The 20,334-nt window shown below is 71.9% G+C and carries 20 protein-coding genes; 2 read left to right on the top strand and 18 right to left on the bottom strand.

Annotation, left to right across the window (positions count from 1 at the left end; translation table 11 throughout):
* The first annotated feature begins 1 nt into the window (after position 1).
* Positions 2 to 2,023 (top strand): alpha-galactosidase, encoded by a 2,022-nt coding sequence (locus AWQ68_RS35830; protein WP_066949759.1) that lies wholly within the window; start codon positions 2 to 4, stop codon positions 2,021 to 2,023.
* Positions 2,024 to 2,494: 471 nt separating this feature from the next.
* Positions 2,495 to 2,707, top strand: a complete 213-nt coding sequence (locus AWQ68_RS35825; RefSeq protein WP_066949756.1) for a hypothetical protein — start codon at positions 2,495 to 2,497, stop codon at positions 2,705 to 2,707.
* Between the two features lie 141 nt (positions 2,708 to 2,848).
* Here the strand turns inward: AWQ68_RS35825 and AWQ68_RS35820 are convergent, their stop codons facing one another.
* From AWQ68_RS35820 to AWQ68_RS35740, 18 genes are all read right to left on the bottom strand, one after another.
* Complete coding sequence (locus tag AWQ68_RS35820) at positions 2,849 to 4,081, bottom strand: MFS transporter (protein WP_066949753.1); 1,233 nt, start codon at positions 4,079 to 4,081, stop codon at positions 2,849 to 2,851.
* Positions 4,082 to 5,041 (bottom strand): electron transfer flavoprotein subunit alpha/FixB family protein, encoded by a 960-nt coding sequence (locus AWQ68_RS35815; protein WP_066949863.1) that lies wholly within the window; start codon positions 5,039 to 5,041, stop codon positions 4,082 to 4,084.
* Positions 5,042 to 5,053: 12 nt separating this feature from the next.
* Positions 5,054 to 5,827 (bottom strand): electron transfer flavoprotein subunit beta/FixA family protein, encoded by a 774-nt coding sequence (locus AWQ68_RS35810; protein WP_066949751.1) that lies wholly within the window; start codon positions 5,825 to 5,827, stop codon positions 5,054 to 5,056.
* A 5-nt stretch (positions 5,828 to 5,832) separates the two neighbouring features.
* Positions 5,833 to 6,639, bottom strand: coding sequence for an enoyl-CoA hydratase/isomerase family protein (locus AWQ68_RS35805; RefSeq protein WP_066949748.1), 807 nt, complete (start codon positions 6,637 to 6,639; stop codon positions 5,833 to 5,835).
* Positions 6,636 to 7,400, bottom strand: coding sequence for an enoyl-CoA hydratase/isomerase family protein (locus AWQ68_RS35800; RefSeq protein WP_066949745.1), 765 nt, complete (start codon positions 7,398 to 7,400; stop codon positions 6,636 to 6,638). The genes AWQ68_RS35805 and AWQ68_RS35800 overlap by 4 nt, the downstream gene beginning before the upstream one ends.
* On the bottom strand, positions 7,397 to 8,563 hold the full coding sequence (locus AWQ68_RS35795; RefSeq protein WP_066949742.1) for an acetyl-CoA acetyltransferase: 1,167 nt from the start codon (positions 8,561 to 8,563) through the stop codon (positions 7,397 to 7,399). The genes AWQ68_RS35800 and AWQ68_RS35795 overlap by 4 nt, the downstream gene beginning before the upstream one ends.
* On the bottom strand, positions 8,560 to 8,943 hold the full coding sequence (locus tag AWQ68_RS35790) for a Zn-ribbon domain-containing OB-fold protein (protein ID WP_066949740.1): 384 nt from the start codon (positions 8,941 to 8,943) through the stop codon (positions 8,560 to 8,562). The genes AWQ68_RS35795 and AWQ68_RS35790 overlap by 4 nt, the downstream gene beginning before the upstream one ends.
* Positions 8,940 to 9,401, bottom strand: coding sequence for a MaoC/PaaZ C-terminal domain-containing protein (locus tag AWQ68_RS35785; protein ID WP_218007184.1), 462 nt, complete (start codon positions 9,399 to 9,401; stop codon positions 8,940 to 8,942). Before AWQ68_RS35785 ends, AWQ68_RS35790 begins: the two co-directional genes overlap by 4 nt.
* Positions 9,398 to 9,844, bottom strand: a complete 447-nt coding sequence (locus tag AWQ68_RS35780) for an FAS1-like dehydratase domain-containing protein (protein WP_066949737.1) — start codon at positions 9,842 to 9,844, stop codon at positions 9,398 to 9,400. The genes AWQ68_RS35785 and AWQ68_RS35780 overlap by 4 nt, the downstream gene beginning before the upstream one ends.
* Positions 9,837 to 11,945 (bottom strand): acetate--CoA ligase family protein, encoded by a 2,109-nt coding sequence (locus AWQ68_RS35775; RefSeq protein ID WP_066949734.1) that lies wholly within the window; start codon positions 11,943 to 11,945, stop codon positions 9,837 to 9,839. The genes AWQ68_RS35780 and AWQ68_RS35775 overlap by 8 nt, the downstream gene beginning before the upstream one ends.
* Positions 11,942 to 12,211, bottom strand: a complete 270-nt coding sequence (locus tag AWQ68_RS43130; protein ID WP_157546271.1) for a CoA transferase — start codon at positions 12,209 to 12,211, stop codon at positions 11,942 to 11,944. The genes AWQ68_RS35775 and AWQ68_RS43130 overlap by 4 nt, the downstream gene beginning before the upstream one ends.
* Positions 12,208 to 12,954 (bottom strand): SDR family NAD(P)-dependent oxidoreductase, encoded by a 747-nt coding sequence (locus tag AWQ68_RS35770; RefSeq protein WP_066949732.1) that lies wholly within the window; start codon positions 12,952 to 12,954, stop codon positions 12,208 to 12,210. Before AWQ68_RS35770 ends, AWQ68_RS43130 begins: the two co-directional genes overlap by 4 nt.
* Positions 12,955 to 12,967: 13 nt before the next feature.
* Positions 12,968 to 13,720 (bottom strand): ABC transporter ATP-binding protein, encoded by a 753-nt coding sequence (locus tag AWQ68_RS35765; protein WP_066949729.1) that lies wholly within the window; start codon positions 13,718 to 13,720, stop codon positions 12,968 to 12,970.
* Positions 13,720 to 15,567 (bottom strand): branched-chain amino acid ABC transporter ATP-binding protein/permease, encoded by a 1,848-nt coding sequence (locus AWQ68_RS35760; protein ID WP_066949725.1) that lies wholly within the window; start codon positions 15,565 to 15,567, stop codon positions 13,720 to 13,722. Before AWQ68_RS35760 ends, AWQ68_RS35765 begins: the two co-directional genes overlap by 1 nt.
* 2 nt (positions 15,568 to 15,569) lie before the next feature.
* A complete protein-coding gene (locus AWQ68_RS35755; RefSeq protein WP_066949722.1) occupies positions 15,570 to 16,436 on the bottom strand; it encodes a branched-chain amino acid ABC transporter permease in 867 nt (288 codons plus the stop codon).
* A gap of 7 nt (positions 16,437 to 16,443) precedes the next feature.
* The gene (locus AWQ68_RS35750; protein WP_066949720.1) at positions 16,444 to 17,685 is read right to left on the bottom strand and encodes an ABC transporter substrate-binding protein; all 1,242 of its coding nucleotides are present in this window, start codon (positions 17,683 to 17,685) and stop codon (positions 16,444 to 16,446) included.
* Positions 17,686 to 17,863: 178 nt separating this feature from the next.
* Positions 17,864 to 18,991, bottom strand: coding sequence for an acyl-CoA dehydrogenase family protein (locus AWQ68_RS35745; protein ID WP_066949718.1), 1,128 nt, complete (start codon positions 18,989 to 18,991; stop codon positions 17,864 to 17,866).
* A 2-nt stretch (positions 18,992 to 18,993) separates the two neighbouring features.
* On the bottom strand, positions 18,994 to 20,040 hold the full coding sequence (locus tag AWQ68_RS35740; protein ID WP_169809052.1) for an acyl-CoA dehydrogenase family protein: 1,047 nt from the start codon (positions 20,038 to 20,040) through the stop codon (positions 18,994 to 18,996).
* Between the last annotated feature and the right edge of the window lie 294 nt (positions 20,041 to 20,334).

The following is a 20,334-nucleotide window of genomic DNA, read 5'->3' as shown; positions in this document are numbered from 1 at the left end:
GATGATCTACGACGCAGAAGCACGGCTGTGGCTGCTGTCCACGCCGTCGAGCAGCTACGCCGTACGGCTCGGCTCCGGTGACGCGCTGTACAACGCCCACTGGGGCCGGCCGCTCACGATCGAGCAGGCGCGCACCCTGCCGCCGGACCGCGAGGAACTCCCGGCAGAGGGCGGCGGGCGGTTCGGCGCGGCGTCGCTCCAGATCAGGTACGGCGACGCCGTACGCGGCGTGGAGTGGCGCCACCTCGGACACGACATCCACGAAGAGTCGGGCGGCGGGCGGCTCTCGATCCGGATGGCCGACCGGCACTACCCGCTGGAGATCACGTTGCACTACCGGGTACGGCCCGGCAGCGACGCGGTCGAACGCCGGACCCGGCTGCGCAACGCCGGAACCGAGCCGATCACCATCCTGCGCTGCGACTCGGCGGCGTGGACGGCGCCGCCGCGTGAGGACTACCGGATGACCCACGTCGTCGGCGACTGGGGGCGGGAGTTCCAGCTCAGACGCGGGCCCGTACCCGAAGCTGAGACCGTGCTGACCAGCAGACGCGGGCACAGCGGTCACCAGGTGAACCCGTGGCTGATGATCGACGCGGGCGACGCGACCGAGGACCACGGCGAGGTGTGGAGCGCCGCGCTCGCCTGGAGCGGGAGCTGGCGGATGACCCTCGGCCGCGACCAGGACGGCCGCGCCGGCTGGACCGGCGGGTTCGGCCACGAGGGGCTGACCTGGCGGCTCGGGCCGGGCGAGGAGCTCGAGACACCGGTCTTCACCGGCATGTACGCGCCGGACGGCTTCGGAGGCACCAGCCGCCGCTGGCACGACCACATCCGCCGCCATGTCCTGCCCGCTCCCGACCGCGTCCGCCCGGTGATCTACAACTCGTGGGAGGCGACAGAGTTCGACATCTCCGAGACGCAGCAGATGAAGCTCGCGGAGCGGGCGGCGGGCGTCGGCGTCGAACTGTTCGTGATGGACGACGCGTGGTTCGGCGGGCGGACCGGCGAGCACGCGGGGCTGGGCGACTGGTGGCCCAACCCGGACCGCTTCCCGAACGGCCTCACACCCCTGATCGATCACGTGCAGCGGCTCGGCATGAGGTTCGGCATCTGGGTGGAGCCCGAGTCGGTCAACCCCGACAGCGACCTCCACCGCGCGCGTCCGGAGTGGGTGCTGCACCAGCCGAACCGCGCGCGGACGGAGGTGCGCGAACAGCTCCTGCTCGACTTCTCCCGCTCCGACGTCGCCGAGTGGGCGCACGGCTGGCTGGACGACCTGCTGACCAGGAACGACATCTCCTTCCTGAAGTGGGACATGAACCGTCCCTTCACCGAGGCCGGGGACGACGTCTGGATCCCGTACATCCGCAACGTGTACGCCGTCATGGACCGGCTGCGCGCCGACCACCCGGACCTGCTCATCGAGGGGTGCGCGAGCGGCGGCGGCCGGGCGGACCTCGGGATGCTGGCCCGTACCGACCAGATCTGGACCTCGGACAACACCGACGCCCTGCAGCGGGTCGCCATCCAGCACGGGTACACGCAGATCTATCCCGCCTGCACGATGGGGGCCTGGGTCACCGACAGCCCGAACCGGATCACGGCCCGCCTGTCCCCCGTCCGCTACCGCTTCCACGTCGCGATGGCGGGGGCGCTCGGCATCGGCGGTGACCTGCGCACCTGGAGCGAGGACGACCTGCGCTGGGCGGCGATGCTCGTGGAGCAGTACAAGCGCATCCGCCCGATCGTGCACGGCGGCCGGATGTATCGCCTCGGGGACTGGGCGGTGCAGTACACGCGCGGCCCGGAGACCGTGGTGTTCGTCTGGCAGCCCACCGCCCTGCGCCGCGTCACCTCCCCGGTGCGGCTCAGAGCACTCGATCCGGACGGGCTCTACCGCGACGAGGAGACCGGGGCGCTGCACCACGGCGCCGTCCTGATGAGCCACGGCCTGCCCCGGCCGCTGCCCTTCGACACCATGAGCGAGCTGGTCCGGCTCACCCGGGTCACCCACCCCTGACGCACGCCCGGCGGTGGCCCGGCGTAGGCCGCGCTGCCGCCGCGTGGGTGATCAGCGGGGGCGGCGATCGTCTCGTCCGAGGCGCCGGTGACCGACTCGACGTCCTGCCCCATGTCCTCGCCGGCCTCGGCCTCTCTAAAGAGCGGAGTTCCGCAGAACCGAGAAAATCCTGGGGTACCTTGCCGCAGCCTCCCCGGATCCTCACCGCTGCCGGGCGGTTCGAAGAGGCAGAGCGGCTGCTCTTCCAGGCTTTGGAGCGACTGTCCCAAGACGCGGATCTGAGCAGCCATCAGGCGTACAACCTGGGATTGCTCGGCAAGCTGTATCTGGAGTGGGATCGCGCGGGTGACGCAGAAGCCCCGCTTCTGGCGTCCTGGAAACGAATCTCCACCACAGGTAACCTCGCGGTGAACAGCGAGGTCGCCGCGCTCAGTTTGAAGGCGCCGGCGACGCCTTGCCGAAGCCGGGACCATGCCCGCCCTTCGCACCGAAGAGGTCTTCTGGGCGCACGCCCAGGTGTTCGCCGCGATCGGGCACACCGGCGAGGCCGCGTTGTGGCGCGACCGCGCGGACAAAGTTGTCATGGACAAGGCATCCACCATCGGTTCTCCAGACGATCGACAGGCCTTTCTCAGCCGAGTGCCTGTCAACCGCGAAATCCTCCTGAACGGTCAAGCGAGCTGATGCGCCCCACCTTCCGTGGAACTGTCACCTGACCGAACCGGTAGCCGCCCGCGAGCGCGTCGCACAGCCGGAGACCGAACCGGCCGTCACTCGCCGAGCCGTTGAGCTGACGGGCCAGGCGGTGCCCCGCGTCGGCGGCGCTCAGGTGGGGCGGGGCGGCATGACGAGGGCCGTGATCCATCCGATCAGCACGACCGCGCCGGTGGCCAGGAAGGCCACCTCGTACGAGTACGACGCGGCGAGCTGACCGGCCACCAGGGGGCCGACGGTCATACCGAGGTCGGCGGTCATCTGGTAGCCCGCCACCACGGTGCCGCCGCGTCCCCGGGTGACGTCGCCCACGGTGGCCGCCCCGCCCGTGGTGCAGAAGGCGGTGCCGAGTCCCATCAGCGCGAACGCGGCCAGGTACGCCACGAGGGTCTGCCAGGTGATGACCATGACGAGGCAGCCGAGGATGAGCCCCTGGCCGACCAGCAAGGAGGGGCGGCGGCCCCACAGGTCGGCCACCCGCCCGGCGACCGGCAGGGTGACCGCCTGCGTGATCGCGCCCACCGCGAGCCCGGCCCCGATCCAGGTGGCGTCTGCCTTGATCACGAACATGAGGTAGAGCGGCAACACGGAGACGCGGACGCCGAAGACCGCCCAGCCGAGCCCGAAGTTGCTGGTCAGCGCCGCCAGGTACGACCGGTGCCGGAGCGCCCGGCCCAGGGTGATCCCTGGCCGGCCGTCCCCGGCGCCGGCCCCGGGTCCGGCTCCACTCCCCGTCCCGCTCTCCGCCGCGCTCCCGGTCCGGGCCACGGCATCGATGATCGGCACGGCCTTGGAGAGGGCGACGGTCGCGATGGCCCCCGCGATCGCGACCGCCACGCCGTACACGAAGAACGGCAGCCGGGGTGAGACGCCGAGCAGCCCGCCACCGAGGGCGGGCCCGGTCACCGTGCCGAGGTAGTAGCCGCCCTGGAAGTAGCCGGTGGCCCGTCCGCGGTGCGAAGCCGGCGTGACCCGCAGCAGCATGTTCATCGCGGACACGGTGTACAACGCGGACCCGACCCCGCACGCGCCCCGGAAGATCAGCAGTTGCGGGTAGTTCCAGGAGAGCCCGGCCAGGATGCTGGTCACCGCGAGCAGCACCATGCCGGTGGTCAGCACCGCCCGCTCCCCGAACCGGTTGACCAGCCGTCCGCCGGGCAGGCCGGTGGCCAGGCGCATGAACGCGAACGCCGAGACCACCGCGCCGACCGCCGCGCTGCCCACCCCGAACTCCCCCGCGAACACGGGGATGGCCGGTGACTGGATGCCGAACCCGACCGCCACCGTGAACGCGACGGCGGTCAGGATCTTGACTTCGCGCGGCAGCTCCCGGAAGCCGCCCATCTAGGCCCGCCGCCTGGTGACCTCGTCCAGAAGCTGCGGCACCACCTCGAACAGGTCGCCGACCACGCCGTAGTCGGCGAGTTCGAAGATGGGCGCCTCCGCGTCCTTGTTCACGGCCACGATGGTCTTGCTGGTCTGCATTCCGGCGCGGTGCTGGATCGCGCCGGAGATCCCGACGGCGATGTAGAGCTGCGGGGACACGGTGACGCCGGTCTGCCCGACCTGGTGGGTGTGCGCGTACCAGCCCGCGTCCACCGCCGCGCGGGACGCGCCGACCGCGGCGCCCAGCGCGTCGGCGAGCCGTTCGATCAGCTCGAACTGCTCGGCCCCGCCGAGGCCCCGGCCACCCGACACGACGATGTCGGCCTCGGTGAGCTGGGGCCGGCCGGTGCTCTCCCGGGGTTCGCGGGACACCACCCTGGTACGGCGGTCCGCCTCGTCGAGCACGAGCGGACTCCGGGTGACCATCGGCGTGGCCGGGGCCTCCTCGGGCACGGCGGCGTTGGACTTGACCGCGATGATCGGGATGCCGCCGACCACCCGGGAGGTGACGGTGTAGCCCGCGGCGAACGCCCACTGGGTGATGACCGGTCCGTCCGGTCCCGGCTGGACGTCCACGGCGTCGGTGAGGACGCCACCGTCCAGCCTTATGGACAGGCGGGCCGCCGTCTCCCTGCCGTCCGGGGTGGATTCGGTCAGTACGGCCACCGGCCGGGTGCCGGCGGCGAGGTCGGCCAGAGCGCGTACCCAGGCCACCGGGTACTCCCGCACATCGTCGGATTCGATGACGTGGATCCGCCGCGCGCCGTACCTGCCGAGCGTTTCCACGGCCCGCTCGTCGACCGTACCCGCGCAGACGGCGACCGGGTCGCCCAGGCGTCGGGCCAGGGTGAGCAGTTCCAGGCCGGCTTTGCCGACCGGTCCCGCGAGGTGCCCGACGAGCACCAGAACATCCGACACGGCCATCCCTCCTCAGATGAACTTCTGCGTGGACAGGAAGTCGGCGAGCCGCCGTCCTCCTTCGCCTTCGGCGGGCACGATCGTCCCGGCGGCCCGGGGCGGCCTGGCGGTGATCCCGTCCACGACCGTGCGGGCGGCCGGGCCGACCCGGTCGGCGGGCACGCCGAGGTCGGCGAGGGTCCAGGTGTCCAGGGGTTTCTTCTTGGCCGCCATGATCCCCTTGAAGGACGGGTAGCGCGGGTCGCCGATCCGGTCGGTCACCGACACGACGGCGGGCAGTTCCGCCGCGAGGTGCCGCACCTCCCCTGTGGCCTCCCGCCTGATCTGTACGGTGCCGCCCTGGTCGAGCGTCATCTCGGCGGCGAAGGTGAGCTGGGGCCACTCCAGGTGCTCGGCCAGCATGGCCGGGACCAGTGACGTGCCGCCGTCGGTGGAGGCCATCGCGCACAGGACGAGGTCGGGGGTGAGGCGGCGCAACGCGGCGGCCAGGATCAGCGCGGTCGCGGGCGCGTCGGATCCGGCGATGCCGGCGTCGCTGACGTGGACGGCGGCGTCGCCGCCCATGGCCAGTGCGCGGCGCAGCGCCTCGGCAGCGGGGGGCGGACCGACGGTCAGGTGGGTGACGTGTGTGCCCGGCACGGTGTCGGCGACACGCAACGCCTGTTCGACCGCGTACTCGTCGAGTTCGGAGAGCTGTCCACCCGCCCGGTCCACCCGGTGGTCGGCGGTGAACCGGGGCTGGGCGGCCAAGTCGGGGACGTATTTGACGCAGACCACGATGTTCATCGGCGTCACCGGCCCCGGAAGACGGGGGCGCGCTTCGCCACGAACGCGGCGGCGGCCTCCTTGTGGTCGTCGCTGACGAACGTGCCGCCCTCCAGGGCCAGCCCGAAGTCGAGTACCAGATTCATCCGCTCGCGCACGATCTTGTTGACCGTGGCCTTGGTTCCCTGCACCGCGAGCGGTGCGGCGGCGGCCAGCCTGCGGGCGACGGCGGTCGCCTCGGCCCGCAGGTCCTCAGCGGGTACGGCCCGCAGGGCGAGCCCGAGCCGGGCGGCCTCCGCGCCGTCGAGCCGGTCGCCGGTCATCAGGTAGTACTTGGCCGCGCCGAGCGGCATGGCCAGCGGCCAGGCGACGGCCCCGCCGTCCCCGGCGACCAGGCCGACCGCGACGTGGGTGTCGGCGAACCGCGCGTCCTCGGCGGCGATCACGACGTCGCAGAACAGCGCGATCGTCGCGCCCAGCCCCATCGCGTACCCGTGGACGGCGGCCACGATCGGCTGCGGCACGGACAGGATGGTCTCCAGGATGTCGCGGCCGTGCAGGAGCTGGTAGACCTGCTGTCCGGCGCTGGGTCCCTCCTCGCCCTCCGCGCGTACGGCCATCTCCTTGACGTCGCCGCCGACGCAGAACGCACGTCCCTCGCCGCGCAGCAGGACGGCCCGCACGTCCCGGCGGGCGGCGACGTCTCTGAGCACCTGGGCCAGCTCCCGTTCCAGTCCGCCGCCGATGGCGTTCAGCCGGTCGGGGCGGTTCAGCGAGATGGTGGCGAGCCCGTCGTCGTCCACGTCCACCAGCAAAGTCGTGTAGTCGCTCATCGGTTCTCCTTTTCGCGGGAAAGGCGGCCGACCGTCTCGGCGCGGGCTCGCTGCCTGGCGGGGTCGGCCACGGCGCGAGCCTGGAGCCGCTCCTCCTCGTTCAGCAGGTCGGCCAGGCCGTGGGTCAGGCCGTAGTCGAGCAGTCGTTTGGTGAGCCCGAGCGCGGCCCCCGGTACGGCGGCCATCCGGTGGGCCAGGTCGAGGGCGGTGGCGAGCAGGTCGTGCCCCGGAACGACCTGCGACACCAGCCCCCAGCGCAGGGCCTCCTCGGCCTCGAGCGGGCGACCGGTGGCCAGCCACTCGTACGTACGGGCGTAGCCGAGCAGCCGGGGCAGGAAGTACGCGCCCCCGGCGTCGGGCACCAGCCCGATCGCGGCGAAGGCCGGGACGAATCTGGCCGTGTCGGCGGCGATCCGCACGTCGGCGGCGGCGGCGAGGGACAGGCCGGCTCCTGCGGCGGGGCCGTTCACCGCGGCGATCACGGGTTTGTCCAGCGCGGCCATCGCCAGCACGTGCGGGTGATAGGCGCGGCGCAGCCCGCCGGGCGGGGACGGGTCGGCCGGTGCGCGCAGGTCGGCCCCGGCGCAGAAGCCCCGGCCGGCGCCGGTGACGACGACGGCCCTGACCTCGGGGTCCGCCGCCTCCTGCCAGGCGTCGGCGAGCGCGTGCAGGGTGGCGGCGTCCAGGGCGTTGAGCACCTGCGGCCGGTTCAGCGTGACGGTCAGCACCGGGCCGTCGTGTTCGGTGAGTACGGGGCTCACAGGCTGTCCCCTCCTCCGAGGACGGCGGTGACCTGGCTGGACAGCTGGCCGCCGTTGCCGTGGGCGAGCGCGATCGTCACGCCGGGCTGCTGCCGGTCGCCCGCCTCGCCGCGGATCTGCCGGGTCGCCTCGATGAGGGGGAAGATGCCGTACATCCCGGGATGGCAGTACGACAGGCCGCCGCCGTTGGTGTTGACCGGCAGATCGCCGCCGGGCGCGATCCGGCCGCCGGAGACGAAGTCGCCGCCCTCGCCCTTCGCGCAGAAGCCGAGGTCTTCGAGGAACAGGATGGTGTTGATGGTGAAGGCGTCGTAGAGCTGCACCAGGTTCACGTCCCGCGGCCCGATCCCGGCCATCCGGTAGGCGCGGGCGGAGGACTCGGTTGCGGCGGTGACGGTCAGGTCGGGCATCTGGGAGATCGCGCGGTGCCAGTGCGCCTCGCCCGCGCCCAGCAGGTAGACGGGCGGTCTGGGCAGGTCGCGGGCTCGTTCCGCGCTGGTGACCACGACCGCGCCGCCGCCGTCGGTGACCAGGCAGCAGTCCAGGGTGCTCAGCGGGCTGGACACCATGCGGGCGGCCAGCACGTCCTCCACGGTCAGCGGGTCGCGGGCGAACGCCTTCGGGTTGAGCGCGGCCCACTGCCGGGCGGCGACGGCGACCTCGGCCAGGTGGGTACGGGTGGTGCCGTACCGGTGCATGTGCCGGGCGGCGGCCAGCGCGTACCCGGTAATCGGCGGGCGTGGCCGGTAGGCGGCCTCGTACGACGGCAGCTCGGGCGGGCCCATGGCGAGCCTGCCGTGTCCGCTGTCGGAGCGGGCGGTGCTGCCGTACGTGATCAGGGCGACGTCGCAGGCCCCGGTGGTGATGGCCAGCGCGGCGTGGTGCAGATGGGAGATGAAGGAGCTGCCGCCGACCATCGTGCCGTCGGTGTATCGGGGCCGGATGCCGAGGTATTCGGCCACGTCGAGCGGCGCCATCCCGCGCCCGGCGATGGCGCAGAACAGCCCGTCCACGTCGCGGGTGGTCAGTCCCGCCTCGGCGAGCGCGGCTCCGGCGGCCTGGGCGGCCAGTTCGATGGCGTACCTGTCGGGTCCCACCTCGCCCAGATCGGACTCGGCGACCCCCACGATCGCGGTCGAACCCCGCAGGTCGGGCAGAGTCATGACGCGGCCTCCCGTTCCTCGGGCGTGAATACGACCCGGGGGCCGGTCGGCCCGTCGGGGTCGACGCCGGCGCGGACCCGCATCCCGATCCGCACGTCCCGCGCGGGGAGGTCCACGACGGTGCTCATGATCCGGAATCTCTCGTCGAGATCGACCAGGACGACGGAGTAGGGCTCGGCGTCGCGGGGCGCGATGACGCTGGCCGAGTAGACCGTGCCGAGTCCGGCGCTCTCCCGCCAGCTCAGGTCGGTGGCCCCGCAGAACGGGCAGATCACCCGGGGCGGGAAGACGGCGGACAGGCATCCGTCGCAGCTCTGGTACGGCAGGCTCCCGGTGGCGACCCGGTCGGTGTACTCGCGATGCGGCGCGGACTGGGTCATATCTCGCTCCCGGGGGCCGGGTAGGCGGCGGTGGCCCCGCCGCGCAACACCAGCCGTGGCTCGCGCCCGTCGGCCTCGCTGTGGACGGCCAAGCCGACCTCGACCTCGACCGAGCCGTCCGGACCCGTCCCGGTCCGCAGCACCTCGCCGCTGAGGACGAGGGTGTCGCCCGGCCAGACCTGGCCGACATAGCGGACGTTGAACCGGCGCAGGTTGCGCCGTCCGAGCCACGAAGCCACATAGCCGCCGAGGATCCCGGCGGTGAGCAGCCCGTGCCCGAAGACGGCCGGATATCCGGCGGATCGGGCGAAGGTCTCGTCGTGGTGGATCGGGTTGAAGTCTCCGCCCGCTCCGGCGTACCTCACGAAGTCGGTGCGGGTCAGCGGCCCGATCCGGCGCTCCGGGGCCGCCGGCACCGGCCCGGCGACCGTCACCGGCGCGGTGTCCGGCTCTGTCACTGCTCCCCCATTTCGATCACCGTGCTGCGCAGCCGCATCACGGTCTCCTCGTGTTGGTTGACGAAGTCGTACTCGGTGATGATCAGGGTCATCGGGCCGCGGCTTCCGGTCTTCTTCCGCACCTCGGCGATGTGCGACCGCACGGTGAGCACGTCACCGGCGACGATCTCGCTCATGTACTCCCACTCCGCGCCGCCGGCCAGCACCCGGCGCAGATCGAGCCGGAGCACGTCCGCGTCCCGCACCGCCCAGTGCGAGGTGACGGCGGAGAAGGTCGGCGGCGCGGGGAGGTGCCGGTATCCGGCGTCCCGGGCCGCCACGACGTCGCGATAGACCGGGTCCTCGTCCTTGACGGCCTGGGCGAACTCGCGCACCTTGCCGTGTTCCACCGGGAACGTGTACGGCGTGTAGGTGTGCCCGACGAGATGGCTGCGGTCAGTCATGGTTCACCACGATCAGCGCGTCGGCCGCGAGCACGACGCCGTCGGCGACGCGCAGCGGGTTGACGTCGACCTCGGCGACCTCGTCCAGCTCCAGCGCCAGAGCGCCGAGCCCGGTCATGACCTGGGCGGCGGCCCGCTGCTCCTCTTCCGACAGGCCGCGCCGCCCGGTGATCAGCCGCCCGCCGAGCAGATCGCCCAGCGCGGCGAGCGCCGTGTCCACGTCGAACGGGGGACGCAGCAGCACGGCCTCGCTCAGCACCTCGACCAGGACTCCGCCGAGCCCGATCGCGACCATGGGCCCGAAGACCGGGTCGCGCTGCACTCCGCAGGTCAGTTCGAGCCGGGCGGGGGCCATCTGCTGCACGAGCACGCCCTCGGCGACCGCGCCGGGCTCCCGGCGCGCGACCTCGGCGAGCATCTCCCGGTATCCGGCGCGTACGGCGTCCGGGCCGCGCAGGCCGAGCCGGATCGCCCCGGCGTCGGACTTGTGCGGCAGTTGATAGGACATCACCTTGATCGCGACGGGACCGCCGATCCGCTCGGCCGCCTCGACCGCCGCGTCCTCACCGGTGACCAGTTCCTCGCGGGTGACCGGGACGCCGTACATCGCGAGGATGCGCTTGCCGGTGGACTCCAGCAGCGTGGTCTCCCGCCCGGCCTCGGCGATCAGCTCGCGGGCCCGTCGTACGCGGCCGGCGTCGGCGGTGAACGCGGCGGGGTCGGGCGGCAGCGGGCCGCGGGCCGACTGCCCGGCCAGCGCGGCGAGGGCGACCATGGCGCGGCGCGGGTCGGTGAAGGTCGGCACCCCGGCCTGCTGGAACTGCGGGGACCAGGCGGTGGACAGGATGGCGACCGGCTTGGTGGTGGTCCGGTACATCTCGACGATCGCGTCGTTGGCCGGTCCGGGGCCCGCCCAGGTGACGGCGGCCAGCATGTCGGCGGACGGGCTGGCCGCGACCGCGTCGAGCACCTTCCGGTACGCGTCGGGCATGGCGGTGGTCTGCGCGGTGGTGTCCACCGGGTTGGCCGTGCTGCCGTAGAACGGCACGGGCATGTCCGCGGCGAGGGCGGCCTGCTCGTCCTGCGGGAGTTCCGGCACCGCCAGCCCGGCCTGCCCGGCCTCGTCGGCGAGCAGGACACCCGCGCCGCCGGAGGAGGTCATGACGATCACCCGGTCACCGCCGGCCCGGCGGCCGTCCTGGAAGATGGTGCCGAGGTCGAGCAGCTCCTCCATGGTGGAGGCGATGTACACGCCGTACTGGCGGCAGACCGCGTCGAGCACCTGGGCGGAGCCGACGATGGAGGCGGTGTGGCTCATCGCGGCCCGCGCGGCCTCCTCCGAGCGGCCCGCCTTGAGCAACACCAGCGGCTTGTCCAGTTCCGCGGCGCGGCGGGCGGTGTCCACGAACACCTCGGGGTCGCGCAGCGTCTCGACGAACGAGAGCAGCACCCCGACCTCGGGCCGTTCCACCAGGTGGCGCAGCACGGCGGCCACGTTCACGTCGGCCTCGTTGCCGGTGGAGACGAACCAGCCGAGCCGCAGCCCGGCGAGCACGGCCTTGTTGGTGATGTACGACCCGAAGCCGCCGCTCTGCGAGACGAGCGCCACCGGGCCCGCCTCCGGCATCGGCTGGTCCGGGGTGAGCATGAAGTTGGCCATCACGCCGCCGTGCGTGTTCATGTAGCCGATGCAGTTGGGGCCGACGACGCGGATGCCGGTCTCGCGGGCCACGGCGGTGAGCCGGTCCTGGAGCGCGCGGCCCTCCGGCCCCGCCTCGGCGAAGCCGGAGGTGATGACGGTCGCGCCGCCGACGCCGCGGGCCGCGCACTCGGCGACGACGTCCACGACGGCCGGGGCGGGCACCGCGATCACCGCCATGTCCACGGCCTCCGGCAGGTCGCGCACGCTGCGGTAGGCGGCACGGCCCTGGACGACCTCGTCCTTGGGGTGCACCGGGTACACCTCGCCGGGGAAGTTCCGCAGCAGGTTGCCGAACACGGTGCCGCCGATGCGGGCCGGGCTGTTCGACGCGCCGACCATCGCGATCGAGCGGGGCGAGAGCAGCCGGTCGAGCGCCGGCCGGTCCTGGGTCGGGGTCATGGCTGTACCTCCTCGGGGTGGGGTGACGGGTCGTCCGGCTCACGAAGGAGCGAAGCGGTGTGCGCGCCCGGCTCGGGGGGCGGGCCTGGTTCGGGTTCGGGGTATTGGGCACGGGCACCGTCGCGAGTGCGCGGCCGTTCGACCGCGACGACGTCCGCGCCGAGCTCGGCCGGCGGCGTCGTCACGTACGGCCCACCGTTGCGCGGGGCGGAGGTCACCACCCGTGCTCCGCCGAGCGGGCCCCGCAGGCTTGCCGTCACCGTCAACGCACCATCATTCCGCCGCCGTCCACCGAGAGGACCTGGCCCGTCATGTAGCCGGACTCGGCGCAGGCCAGGTAGACGAAGGTCGGCGCGATCTCCTCAGGGTCGGCGTGGCGGCGCAGCGGCAGCCGCTTGACCGCGTCGGCGAAGCGCGGGTCGGTGCGCACCTTGAGCGTCATCTCGGTCGCCGCCGCCGGGGCGACCGCGTTGACCAGGATGTTGTAACGGCCCAGTTCACGGGCGGCGGTGCGGACCATGCCGAGCATGCCGGACTTGGCGGCGGCGTAGTTGATCTGGCCGATCGAGCCGTTCTGCGCCGTGGAGGAGGAGGTGAAGATGATCCGGCCGGTCTCCCGTTCGATCATGTCGTGGACCACGGCCTGCAACCAGTGGAACGAGCCGTGCAGGTGGACCGCGAGCACGGTCTCCCACTGCTCCTCGGTCATCTTGTGCAGCATCGCCGGGCGGGTCACCCCCGCGTTGTTCACCAGGATGTCGATCGGGCCGTACGTCTCCCTGACCGTGGCGGCGGCCTCGTTCACCGCCGCCCGGTTCGACACGTCGCACACCACGGCGACGGCGGCGCCGCCGGAGGCGCGGATGCCCGCGGCGACCTTCTCCGCGGCCTCGGCCTGAACGTCCACGACCGCGACCCGCGCGCCCTCCCTGGCGTACAGCTCGGCGACGGCACGGCCGATGCCCTGCGCGGCGCCGGTCACCACGGCGACCCTGTCCTTCAAACGCATGCGTTCACTCCTCTCATTGATTGCCGGTGGTCAGCTCTTCGCCGGACCGGCCCAGGTACACCTCGCGGATCACCGCGCCGTCGTCGAAGACGGACTTGGGACCGGCGGTGATGATGCGCCCGTTCTCCATGACCGCGACGTCGTCGGCGATCTCCAGGGCGTGCTCGATCCGCTGCTCGACGAGGAGGATCGACAGCCCCTCCTGGTCGCGCAGCGCCGCCACCATCGCGAGGACCTCGTTGACGATGGAGGGGGCGAGCCCGGCGGAGGGTTCGTCGAGCATCAGCAGTTTTGGTCCCGGCATCAGCGCCTGGCCGATGGCGAGCATCTGCTGCTGGCCGCCGGACAGGCTGCCCGCCAGGGCGCGCCGCCGCTGCCGCAGGACGGGGAACCGCTCGTACGCCTGTTCCAGAGCCGCCCGGCGGGCGCCTCCACGCAGGCCGAACCCGCCGAGGGTGTAGCCGCCGAGGAGCAGGTTCTCCTCGACGGTCCTGGCGCGGAAGACCCGCTTGTTCTCCTGGACGAGGGCGAGCCCGGCCCGCACCCTGCGGTGCGCGGGGGCGCCGGCCAGGTCCTGGCCGTCCAGCTCGATCCTGCCCCCGCTCACGGTGGGCAGCAGGCCCGCGACGGCCGACAGCAGCGAGGTCTTCCCCGCGCCGTTGCGGCCGAGCACGACGGTGATCCGTCCGGGCCGTACGGTCGCCTCCACGTCCCACAGAACGCGCAGGTCGCCGTATCCGCCGGTGACTCCGGTGACGGACAACATCAGTTGGCTCCCTTCGGCGTCGCGGGGGCGTGCGCGTCGTCCGGCTCCTCGGGCAGGTCGGTCGCGCCGGTGTACTCGGCGAGGACCCTCCGGTCGGCCTGGATATGGGCCGGGGGGCCGGAGGCGAGCAGCTTGCCCTGGCTGAGCACGTGGATCCGGTCGGCCAGCTTGAGCACCAGCGGGAAGTTGTGCTCGACGAGGATCACGGTCCCACCGGCCTCGCGGATCATGCCGATGGCCCGTTCGAGTACGGCGAGGTCGCTCTCGTCCAGGCCGGAGCCGACCTCGTCGAAGAGGAAGACCCGCGCCCCCGAGGCGAGCGAGCGGGCCACCTCGACCAGCCGCCGGGTGCCGAGAGCCAGGGAGTTCACCTGCTTACCCGCGACGTCGGCGATGCCGACCAGCCGCAGCAGTGCCATGGCCCGCTCGTCGTCGGCCGCGTACCCACGGCGGAACACCGGCAGCCGCAGGATCGCGGGCAGGATGCCGACCTTGTGGTTCATGTACCTGCCGGTCGCGACGAAGGCGAGCGTGGACATGTCCTTGGGAATGAGCGGCGTCTGGAAGGTACGGGCGACGCCGTACCGTGCGATCCGGTACGTCGGCTGCCCGCCGATCTGCTGGTCGCCGAGCAGCAACCGGCCGCCCGAGGGCTTGTACAGGCCGCAGATCAGGTTGAGCAGGGTGGTCTTGCCCGACCCGTTGGGGCCGATGAGCGCGGTGACCTCGCCGGGGCGGGCCTCGATGGTGACGTCGTCGAGCGCCCGGTTGCCGCCGAAGGACTTGCTCAGTCCCTCGGTGCGCAGTACCACGCCGTCCAGCGGTTCCAGCGGGGTCTTCACCGGTTCGTCCCCACCGGGTGCGGCGGCCGTGGCCGGGCGGTTGGGCAGCCATCCCCTGCGGCGGGCGGCGGCCAGCCCGTCCTGGGCGAGCCCGACCAGCCCCCGGTTGAAGGCGATCCCGGCGATCAGCAGGAAGGCTCCGTAGATGACGAGCTGCCAGGTCTGGAACTGGGTGAAGGTCTGCTGGCCGAGTTGCATGACCGCCGCACCGGCGATGGCGCCGTACACGGAGGTCGCGCCGCCGACGACGGAGGCGGCGAGCACACTGAGCGCCAGCGCGAAGGTGAAGGTGTCGGGCGCGATGAACCCGTCCAGCATGGAGAACAGCGCGCCGGCCAGCGCCGCGGGGATCGCGCCGACGACGTAGACCAGCAGTTTCAGCCGGTATACCGAGACGCCGAGCACCGACGCGAGGATCGGGCTCTGCCGCAGGACGAGGAACATGTTGCCGTGCCGGGACAGCAGCAGGTTCCGGGCGACCGTGAACCAGGCGATCACGACCAGGATGACCAGCCAGTACAGCCGGTCGCCGACGATCTCGATGCCGAACAGGGTCGGTACGGCGGTGGCCATGCCGAGCGTGCCGCCGGTGACGTCGGAGAAGACGTCCACCAGGTTCGGCACCAGTGTGACCAGGAAGAAGGTCACCATGGCCAGGGACCAGCCGCCGAGCCGCAGCCCGGGTATGCCGGTGATCAGCCCGACGACGACCGCGGCGAGCATGGCGGCGACCAGGGCGACCAGCACGTTCGTCAGGCCGAACTCGACCCCGAGGTATCCGGCGACATAGGCGCCCACGGCGTACAGGGCGACCTGGCCCATGGCCAGCTCCCCGGCGTAGCCGAGGACCACGTTCAGACCGCTGACCAGCAGGCTGAGGATCGCGATCAGCATGACCGTACGGGACCAGTAGCCGTCGAGCAGGCCGACGGTGGGCGCGACCAGCAGCAGGACCAGCAGGAGAAGCACGCCCAGCGGGCGGAACCGGTGGATGAGTGCGTTCATGGCTACACCCGCCGTTCGAGCGCGGCGCCGAATAGCCCGCGCGGTCGCAGGAACAGGATGAGGAGGAACACCCCGAAGACCACGATCTGCGGGTACGCCGCGCCGATGTACCTGGCGGCGAACGCGTAGACGAGTCCGGTGGCGAAACCTCCGATCAGCCCGCCGAGCTGGCTGCCGGAGCCGCCGATCGCGATGGCCACGAACCCGAACAGCGCCAGGGAGTGGCCGAGGTCGAAGACGGCGTACGTGCGTGCCCCGACCAGCAGCCCGAACACGCCGGCCACGGCCCCGGCGACGGCGAACGCGCCGACGCCGAGCAGCCGCACGTTGATGCCACGGGCCGAGGCGGCGTCCCTGTCCTCGGCGGAGGCCAGGGACGCCAGGCCGGTCAGCGTGTGCCGCGACCACAGGTGCAGGCCGACGCCGACGACGAGGGTGAATCCGATCAGCGCCAGGTCCACCGGCCGTACGGTGCCGCCGAGCAGGGTGAGCGGCTCGTCGGGCAGGACCGAGGGCACGGTCAGCGGCTGCCTGCCCCAGATGGCCGCGGCCAGGCCGTCGAGGACGGTGGCCGCGCCGACCGTGGTGATCAGCGTGCCGTGGCTGTCGGTACGGCCGAGCAGGGGCCGGATGGCGACCCGCTCCTCCACGAGGGCGATGACCGCCACCCCGGCGGCGGCCAGCAGCACGGTCGGCAGCACGGGCAGCCCGAAGGTGACCGCCCCCGTGTAGGCGAGGAACGTTCCCACCATCAGGAGTTGCGCGTGGGCGAAGTTGAACGTCCCGGAGGCGAGCAGCACGACGTTGTACCCGATCGCGATCAGGGAGTAGATCGCGCCGGTCGCCAGTCCGGCCCAGACCGTCGTCATCGGGACCTCACGCCTTGCCGGACGCGTAGAAGCCGTCGCCGTCGAACACGCCGGGCGCGACGTACTGGAAGGTCTCCTCGCTCGCGGTCGGGAAGTGGTCCTGCGCCGTGTAGGCGAACTTCACGTACTGTCCCGCCGGTCCGCCGGAGTACCACAGGGGTGCTCCGGTGGGCTGGGGCAGCTTCTCCAGTTCGGCCTTGACCTTGTCGGAGTCGGTGGCCCCGGCCTGCTGCGCCGCGTAGACGATGAGCGCGAGCGCGTCGTGCCCGGTGGTGTACAGGCCCACGCCGGTGCTGGAGATCCCATCGGCCGCCGGGCCCTTCTTGATCTTCTCGATGAAGCCGGCGAGGCCCGGGTGGGGCTCGGTGGAGGCCAGGGTCGCGGTGGAGACGACCACGTTGATGTTCTTCAGCTGTCCGGCGTCCAGGTTCTTCATGTACGGGAAGCCGGAGGCGAGCTGGTCGCAGTACGACGGGATGTCCCAGCCGATCTGGGCGCGGCTGCGCATCACGTACAGGGCGGCGGCGCCGTACCCGTTGAGGACGAGCGCGTCGGGGTCCTGCGCGCGGAGCTGGTTGAGCTGGGAGGTCATGTCGAGCGCGGTGGCCTCGTAGCGGGCCTCGACGAACTGCATGCCCGCGCCCTCCACGGCCTTCTTGTAGATCTCGGCCGAACTCTGCCCGGTGGCGTCGTTGGAGTACAGCATCGCGATCTTCTGGTAGCCCTTGGCCTTCGCCTCGCTGATCAGCGCGGGCGCGTAGTCCTTGCCGGGCGAGGAGATCCCGAAGTGGTACGGGAACTTGGCCGGGTCGTTGAGCAGGGTGCTCACGGTGCCGCCGACGGACAGGATCTTCTGCCTGCTCAGGATGGGCAGCAGCGACAGGGAGACCGCGCTTGAGCTGCCGGGGTAGACGAGGTCCGGCTTGGCCCCGGAGGAGAGCCGCTGCTGGAGCAGGCTGACCGCCTTTGTCGGGTCGTTCTGGTCGTTGGCCGTCTCGACGACGATCTTGCGACCGTTGATCCCCCCGGCGGCGTTGAACTCCTCGGCAGCGATCTTGATGCCCGCGTCCAAGCTCGCGTTGTTGGTGGAGACCGCCCCGGAGTAGTCCCCGGTGAAGTAGACGATGAAGGGCTTGTCCGCGTCGTCGCCGGACGCGCCGTCACTCCCGGAGGCGCCGCACGCGGACAGGGTGAGCGCGAGCAGCGCACTGAGCGATATCGCGGAAAGACGGATGTGGCGTGATCTCATAGCGGCCTCCTCAGCCGAGCGATGCGACTGAATGATGTTCAGGAGGAGAGGACACGTGTGCCCGCGAAACGGCACCGTGTCTGGGGGATGTCGGGGGTGGCCGGGCCTGGTGTCACCGGCCACCGGAAGATCACAGCGATGCGGCCACCGACGTCGCCGGGGCGGGACGCCGGACGGATCAGCGGGGCATGTCGAGCATGCGGGCGATGATGTTCTTCTGGATCTGCGACGACCCGCCGTACACGCTGACGGGGCGGGACGTGAAATAGGAGCTGAGCCAGCCGTCGGCGACGCCGGTCATCTCGTCGGCGCCGAGGATGTCCATCGCCAGGTGCTGCAACGACTGCTCGGCGTCGGCCCACAGCAGCTTGGCGACGGAGCCCTCCGGGCCCGGCGGCCGTCCCGAGACACGCAGGGACAGCTGCTCCATGCAGTTGAGCCGCAGCACCTCACCCCGCACGTACGCGCGGGCCAGCGCCTTGCGGGTCTCCGGCTGGTCGAGCAGCCCGCGCCCGGCCGCCAGCGCCTCGACCTTGCGCAGCGTGCGCCGGTAGCTCGCGATGAAGCCGATGTCGGCGGGGCCGCGCTCGTAGGTGACCGTGGTCATCGCGATCCGCCAGCCCTCGCCGGGCGCGCCGAGCCGCTGGTCCACCGGGATGCGCACGTCGTCCCAGAAGACCTCGCTGGTCTCCGCCTCGCCGCTGGCGATCACGATGGGACGACACGTGACGCCGGGCTCGGTCATCGAGACCAGGAACGCCGAGATGCCCTTGTGCCTGGGGGCGTCCGGATCGGTCCTGGCCAGCAGCAGGCACCAGTCGGCGTACTGGCCGCCGCTGGTCCACATCTTCTGCCCGTTGACCACGTAGTGGTCGCCGTCGAGCCTGGCGGTGGTCCGCAACGACGCCAGGTCAGACCCGGCCTCCGGCTCGCTGAAGCCCTGGCACCAGTTCGTCTCGCCGGACAGCAGCGGCGGCAGGAAACGCCGCTTCTGCTCGTCGCTCGCGTACATGAAGATGGCCCGGCCGATGTAGCCGACGGCGGGCAGCGGCGGGGAGTTCAGGTTGCCGCACTCTTCGTTGAGTATGGCGTCGTAGATCGGGCTCAGGCCCCGGCCGCCGTACTCCTCCGGCCAGCTCAGGCCCATGTATCCGGCCCGGTAGAGGGTGCGGTGCCACTCCTTGCGGAGTTGGACGGCCTCCTCCTCGTCGTCGATCTTGTCCCAGCCGGCCGGGATGGTGGCGCTCAGCCACGCGCGCAGAGAGGCGCGGAACTCCGCCTCCTCGGGGGTGTCGCGGTAGTCCATGGTCACTCTCCCGTCAGTCGGACGTCGGCGATGCGCAGCAGGTGGACGCCCTCGTCGCCGAGGACCTGGCGGTTGGTCAGCGCCCGCCGGGTGTGGACGTGCGCGATGTGCTCGTAGGTCTGGCCGATGCCGCCGAACACCTGCATGACGGTCTCGGTCACCTCGCGGGCCACGGTCGCGCACTGCGCCTTCGCCGTGCGGGCGGCCAGCAGCGCCTCGTCCGGGTCCAGCTCGTCCACCGCCCATGCCGCGTAGTTCACGGCGCTCGCCGCCGCCTCCGCCTGGACGTACGCCTCGGCGCACATGTGTTGAACCGCCTGGAAGGAGCCGATGAGCACGCCGTACTGCACCCGCTCCTTGGTGTAGGCGACGGCCCTGTCCACGGCGGACCGCATGACGCCGACCGTGTCGGCGCTGAGCGCGGTGAGCGCCAGGGCCTCCCAGCGCCGCAGGTGCTCGTCCGACAGCGGGCCGCCGACGGGGGTGAGCGCGGCGGCGTCGATCGGGCCGTCGGAGCGGAGCAGCGTCCGGGTGAGGTCGGCTCCATTCGCGGCGGTGAACCCGGTCGCCAGGGAGACACGTACCACCTGGTGGCCGCCGGGCACGACGGTCAGCGCCAGCGCGTCGGCGGCCCCGTCCACGTCCCAGCCGTACACGGTCTGGTCCGCGGGCAGCACCGCGAGCGCGGACAGGTCGCGGTCGAGCAGGACGCCGGTGCGGGCCGCGCCCTCGGCGAGGGCTTCGGCCTCGTCGTGCGCGCCGGCCAGAGCGAGCAGTTCGGTGGCCAGCACGGCCGAGCCGAGATAGGGCACCGGGACCAGGCCCGCGCCCAGAGCCTCGGCCACCACCGCGACTTCAACCCCTGACCCGGCCGGACGCCCGTCGTCCCTGGTGCGCAGGGCCAGCAGGCCGGACTGGGCCAGGGACCGCCAGGCCGCGTCCCGGTCGAGGGTACGGAGGTCGCCGGGGTTCGCCGGACCGGCGGAACCGGCGAGCTGGGCGGCCACATCTTTGAGCATCTGCTGCTCGTCACTGAGTAGAGCGAGCACTACTGCACCTCCCAAGCCCCTGATGTTCCAGGGGCGGCACATGACTGAATGTCATTCAGGACGATGTCTAGCACGGGGCCGAGAAGGGCGTCAACGGACACCTGTGCGTTACATCCCCGCAACCCGGCACGGTACGGCCTGCGACGGTTGACCACCCGCCGAACAGCGTGTTTAGCTTCTTCAATGCCGGATGAGAGCATCGGTGGCGGTCCGACATGCGGGACACCGTTGCCCTCAGCGGCAATGAATGAAATTCAGACAAGCGGTTTCACCGGCCACGACGCCGGGCTGAGG

It is taken from the genome of Microtetraspora fusca (assembly GCF_001570365.1).
In the GTDB taxonomy this organism is placed as follows: Bacteria; Actinomycetota; Actinomycetes; order Streptosporangiales; family Streptosporangiaceae; genus Microtetraspora; species Microtetraspora fusca.
This window is presented reverse-complemented; position numbering and strand designations above follow the sequence as displayed.